We start from the raw sequence: 5,469 nt of genomic DNA, 5'->3' as shown, positions 1-5,469 counted from the left end.
TCGTCGACGAACACGATGGTGCGCCGGCCGGCAGCGCCGGCGGCGTTCTCCAGGGCCGTGCCCTGGGCCAGCTGCGCCTGCTCGACGGCCTCGCGGATGTCCTTGACGCCACCGAGCACGGCACTGATCTGGATGAACTGGGCGTCGAACGCGTCGGCCATCAGCCGAGCGATCGTCGTCTTGCCGGTGCCGGGCGGCCCCCACAGGATGCAGCTGTGCGGCTGCCCGGATTCGAAGGCGATGCGCAGCGGCATGCCTTCGCCGAGCAGGTGCTGCTGGCCGATCACTTCGCCCAGCGTGCGCGGGCGCAGGCGTTCGGCCAGCGGTTGGCGCGGGGCGGGGACTGCCGATGTCATCGGCCGAATATAGCCAAGATGCGCCGGCCGGCGGCCGGACCGCGGCCTACCCCAGCAGATCCGGCCACGATCCGACGACCGCGGCCCCGCCCTTGCCGTGCAATCCCGGACCCCAGAGCACCAGATCGCCGTCGCTGAAGCTCAGGGTTTCCACGTTGCTGAGGGTGTCGGCGCCGTCCGGGCCGGTCACCGTCACCGACACGCCGCGCCTGACGATGGTGTACGCGGCCTGCGGGCCGCTGAACACGGCGGTGTCGAATCCGGCGCCGCCGTCGATGGTGTCGTCACCGGCCCCGCCCTCGATCCGGTTGGCGGTGCGGGTGCCGGTGATCAGGTCGGCGAAGGTCGAACCGCGCACGTCCTCGATGTTGCTCAGCATGTCTCTGGCGCCGTAGCCGTCGAGCGCGGTGCCGGCCTCCAGATCCACGCTGGTCCCGGACGGGGCGAACCGGTAGTCGACGATGTCCAGGCCGGCGCGGCCATCGATCGTGTCGTTGCCGGCGCCGCCCTCGAAGGTCTCGACGGCGCCGGTATCGCTGCCCGTCAGCCAGTCGTTGTACGCGGAGCCGCGCACGCCTTCGATGCTGATGAGGACGTCCACGCCGCCCCAGCCGTCGGCGGCGCTGCCCTGGCCGGCCCCGCCGAGGGTCACCATCACGCCCGAGGTCGAGGTCAGGTAGTCGGCCACGTCGTAGCCGGCGCCGCCGTCGATCGTGTCGTTCCCGGCGTTGCCGGTGAAGAGTTCCAGGCCGTCGAGCGCGCCCGCGCCGTTGGCGGCGTTGCCGCCGGCGAGGACGTCGTTGTAGCGCGATCCCTGGATGCCTTCGATGCCCAGCAGGGTGTCGGTGCCGGCGAGGCCGTCCTTGGCGGTTCCGGCCGCCAGATCGACCTTCACGCCGGCGATCGCGGCCTCGTAGCGCACGAGGTCGAGGCCACCGCGGCCATCGATGGTGTCGTTGCCCATGCCGCCTTCGAACAGCTCCGGCATCGCGCTGTCGGAACCAAGCAGCGTGTCGGCGAAGCTGCTGCCGATCACCTGGTTGATGTGCAGCAGCGTATCGGCGCCGGCCGCGCCGGACGCGGTGCCCGCGGCCAGGTCGACGCTGACGGCGCCGATCGCCGCGGCGTAGGTGACCTGGTTGGAATTGCGCTGCAGCACGGGATCGAGAGCCCCGCCATCGATGCTGTCGTTGCCCAGGCCGCCCTCGAACAGTTCGAACAGCGTCGCATCGCTGCTGCCCAGCAGCGTGTCGCCGAACGCCGACCCGATCACGGCGTTGATGTTCGCCAGGCTGTCCACGCCGCCCAGGCCGTCGGTGCCGATGCCGGCGGCCAGATCGATCTGCACGCCCGCGGTGGAGGCGGCATAGCTGACGCTGTTCAGGTCGCTGTAGGTGACGCGATCGAGAATCGCGCCGCCGTCGATGCTGTCGTTGCCCTCGCCGCCGACGAAGCTGTCGCGCCCCGCCCCGCCTGTCAGCAGGTCGTCACCGGCGCGGCCATCGAGGAAATTGGGCCCCGCGTTGCCGGTGATCGCGTCGCCGAAGCCGGAGCCGACGACGTTCTCGATGCCGCCGAGCGTGTCGCTGCCGGCGCCGCCCGACGCCGCGCCGGCGACCAGGTCGACGACCACGCCGGAGGCGCTGCCGGCGACGGAATAGTCCGCCGTGTCGCTGCCGATCCCGCCCTGGATGGCGTCGTCGCCCGAACCGCCGGCGATGACGTCGTCTCCGGCGCCGCCGTTCAAGGTGTCGTTGCCGGCACCGCCGCGCAGGATGTTGTCCCAGTCGTCGCCGTTCAGCCGGTCGCCGAAGGCCGATCCGATCAGGCCCTCGATGTTGACCAGCGTGTCGCTGCCGGCGCCGCCGGTCGCGCTGCCGATCCCCAGGTCGGCGTCCACCGCCGCCGTGGCGTCGGCGTAGCTGGCGAAGTCGGCCGCGCCGCTGCCGCCGTCCAGCCAGTCGCTGCCGGTGCCGCCGGACAGCGTGTCGTTGCCGGACAGGCCGTAGATCGTGTCGTTGCCGGCGCCGCCGGCGATCGAATTGCCGAACTCGTTGCCGAACAGCGCGTCGTCGAAGGCCGAGCCGGTGAGGTGCTCGATGTTGGTGAGGCTGTCGCCGGCGGCATCGCCGGTCTGGACGTTCCACCAGAGATTGACGCCGACGGCGCCGGGCGCATCGGAGTAGTCGGCGGTGTCGCCGAGCCCGGCCCCGCCGTCCAGGGAATCGCTGCCGCTGCCGCCCTGCAGCCAATCGTCGCCGGGGCCACCTTCGAGCAGGTCGTCGCCGGCTGCGCCCAGCAGGGTGTCGTTGCCGGCCCCGCCGCGGAGCTGGTCGGCGCTGGATGTTCCGGTCAGAAAGTCATCGGCTGCGCTGCCCTGGATCTCCATGACGGCTCCCAAACGCGCTGTTGGCGAAACATCGCGTTATACGAAACACGTCTGGTAACCGCAAGAGACAAACCCCTACTGCTTCACGACGTCCGCGTTCTGCGGTGGCTTGAAGTTGAACACCTCCGGGCCCACGGCCGCGTTGGCTTCCATCTTGTCGAAGGTCAGCAGCGAGCGCTGGCCGAAGCTGTCCAGGATCTCCAGCGCCGCCAGCTCATCCCCGCGGAAGCCGACGCGCATGCTGTGGAGCTGCCCCTCCTTGGCCCTGGGCGTGGCCTGCACCCACTGCAGCCCGCCCTGGTCGGCGGCCGCCTGCAGGTCGAAGTCCCGGCGCAAGGTCGCCAGGTCGGGCGCGGAAGCGATCAGGGCCGCCGGTGTCGATCCCAGCACCTGCGCCTGCTTGCGGGCGGTCACCTGCCGCAGGTCGGCGTCGTACAGCCAGAGCGTCTGGCCGTCGGCGACGATGGTCTGCTCGAACGGCTTCTTGTAATTGAAGCGAAAACGGTTCGGGCGGGCGAACTCGAAGGTGCCCGCCGACTTCTTCGTCTTGGCGGTCTGGCCCTCGCGCGCCGGCGAGGTGACGACCTGGGTGAACTCGGCGCGGCCGGTCTTGACCGACTTGACGAAGTGCTCCAGCGCGTCCAGGCCGGAGGCCTGCGCCGCCAGCAGGCAGCCGCTGAGGAGAAGGAATGCAATCGATCGTTTCATGGAACTCCAGGGCGAATGGTCGTGTTGTGCGGGCGGACCTGTCGCAGGCAGGCGAAGCGGTGAGCCGGCAGCATCACCCACCCACATGGCTGCCCGGTCAAGCGGGGCAGGACATCTGTTTCAAGGAGTGTCTCCTGCCGGAAGGCGCCGGCCCATCGGCCTGGGTCCCACGGTCGGGTCGGACAACTGCCCGGAACGCCCCGGCCTACTCCGTGCGGCTGGGCACCAGGATCTCGCGCTGGCCGCTGCCGCTCATGGCGCTGACCAGCCCGGCCTTTTCCATGTCCTCCACCAGCCGCGCGGCGCGGTTGTAGCCGATCTTCAGGTGCCGCTGGACCAGCGAGATGCTCGCCTTGCGGTTCTTCAGCACCACTTCCACGGCCTGGTCGTACATCGGGTCCTTCTCGCCCGAAGCGCCGTCGCCGCCCAGCAGGTCGCCGTCGTCGTCCACGGTCCCACCCTCGAGGATGCCTTCGATGTAGTTCGGCTCGCCGCCCTGCTCCTTCAGGTACGACACCACGCGGTGCACTTCCTCGTCGCTGACGAAGGCGCCGTGCACGCGGGTCGGCAGCCCGGTGCCGCTGGCCATGTACAGCATGTCGCCCATGCCGAGCAGCGCTTCGGCGCCCATCTGGTCGAGGATGGTGCGGCTGTCGATCTTGCTGGAGACCTGGAACGCGATCCGGGTCGGGATGTTGGCCTTGATCAGGCCCGTGATCACGTCGACGCTGGGGCGCTGCGTCGCCAGGATCAGGTGGATGCCGGCCGCGCGGGCCTTCTGCGCCAGCCGCGCGATCAGCTCCTCGATCTTCTTGCCGACGACCATCATCAGGTCGGCCAGCTCGTCGATCACCACCACGATGTGCGGCAGGCGGTCGAGCGGCTCCGGGCTGTCCGGGGTCAGGCTGAACGGGTTGCCGATCAGTTCGCCGCGCGCCTTCGCTTCATCCAGCTTGTGGTTGTAGCCGCTCAGGTTGCGCACGCCCATCTTGCTCATGAGCTTGTAGCGGCGTTCCATCTCGCCGACGCACCAGTTCAGCCCGTTCGCGGCCTGGCGCATGTCGGTGACGACCGGGCACAGCAGGTGCGGGATGCCTTCGTAGACCGACATCTCCAGCATCTTGGGGTCGATCATCAGCAGCCGCACGTCGCGCGCTTCGGCCTTGTACAGCAACGACAGGATCATGGCGTTGATGCCCACCGACTTGCCCGAACCGGTGGTGCCGGCCACCAGCACGTGCGGCATCTTCGCGAGGTCGGCGACCACGGGATTGCCCACGATGTCCTTGCCCAGGCCCATCGTGAGCATCGACTTGGCCTCGTTGTACACCTGCGAGCCCAGGATCTCCGACAGGCGGATCGACTGCCGCTTGGCGTTCGGCAGTTCCAGCGCCATGTGCGCCTTGCCGGGGATGGTCTCGACCACGCGGATCGACACCAGGCTGAGCGAGCGCGCCAGGTCCTTGGCCAGGTTCACCACCTGCGAGCCCTTCACGCCGGTGGCGGGATCGATCTCGTAGCGGGTGATCACGGGTCCGGGCTGCGCGAGCACGACGCGGACCTCGACCCCGAAGTCCTTGAGCTTCTTCTCGATCAGCCGGCTGGTCATCTCCAGTGTGTCGGCGGACACGGTTTCCTGGCGCGCCTGCGCAGCGTCGAGCAGGTCGACCTGCGGCAGCTTGCTGTCGGGCAGCTCGGTGAACAGCGGCTTCTGCCGTTCCTTGGCCACGCGCTCGCTCTTGGGCACCGCCGCGACCACCGGCTCGATCAGCACGGGCGTCGGGTGGTGCTCCTCGATCTCCACGCGTTCGACCTGCACGGTCTCCTCGCGCTCACGCGCCGCCTGCTGGCCCAGCGCGACATCCTCCGCGATCTCGCGCTTCTCGCGTCGCTTCTGCACGAGGGCCTCGATGCGGGCGCCGATGCGCTCGGCCACGTGGGCCCACGAGAAGCGGAACACCACCGCGGCACTCAGCACGAGCAGGGCCACCGCGACCAGGCCCGAGCCTTCGAAGC

4 protein-coding genes are annotated in these 5,469 nt (G+C 69.6%); all 4 read right to left on the bottom strand.

Features of this window, described 5'->3' with window-relative positions; genetic code table 11:
* Positions 1 to 356: AAA family ATPase (locus VNT59_RS03415; RefSeq protein WP_325496636.1), on the bottom strand; the 356-nt coding region annotated here is incomplete at its 3' end.
* Between the two features lie 46 nt (positions 357 to 402).
* Positions 403 to 2,745 (bottom strand): calcium-binding protein, encoded by a 2,343-nt coding sequence (locus VNT59_RS03410; protein ID WP_325496634.1) that lies wholly within the window; start codon positions 2,743 to 2,745, stop codon positions 403 to 405.
* Between the two features lie 75 nt (positions 2,746 to 2,820).
* Positions 2,821 to 3,453 carry an outer membrane lipoprotein chaperone LolA gene (gene lolA / locus VNT59_RS03405; RefSeq protein WP_325496632.1) on the bottom strand — a complete coding sequence of 211 codons (633 nt, stop codon included), beginning with the start codon at positions 3,451 to 3,453 and terminating at the stop codon, positions 2,821 to 2,823.
* 205 nt (positions 3,454 to 3,658) lie between these two features.
* Positions 3,659 to 5,469, bottom strand: a 1,811-nt coding sequence (locus tag VNT59_RS03400) for a DNA translocase FtsK (protein ID WP_325496630.1), incomplete at its 5' end; no start/stop codon positions are given.

The sequence above is a fragment of the Ramlibacter sp. genome (genome assembly GCF_035554825.1).
Taxonomy (GTDB): domain Bacteria; phylum Pseudomonadota; class Gammaproteobacteria; order Burkholderiales; family Burkholderiaceae_C; genus Ramlibacter.
Note: the sequence above shows the minus strand (reverse complement) of the source record. Positions and strands in the feature narration are given on the sequence as shown.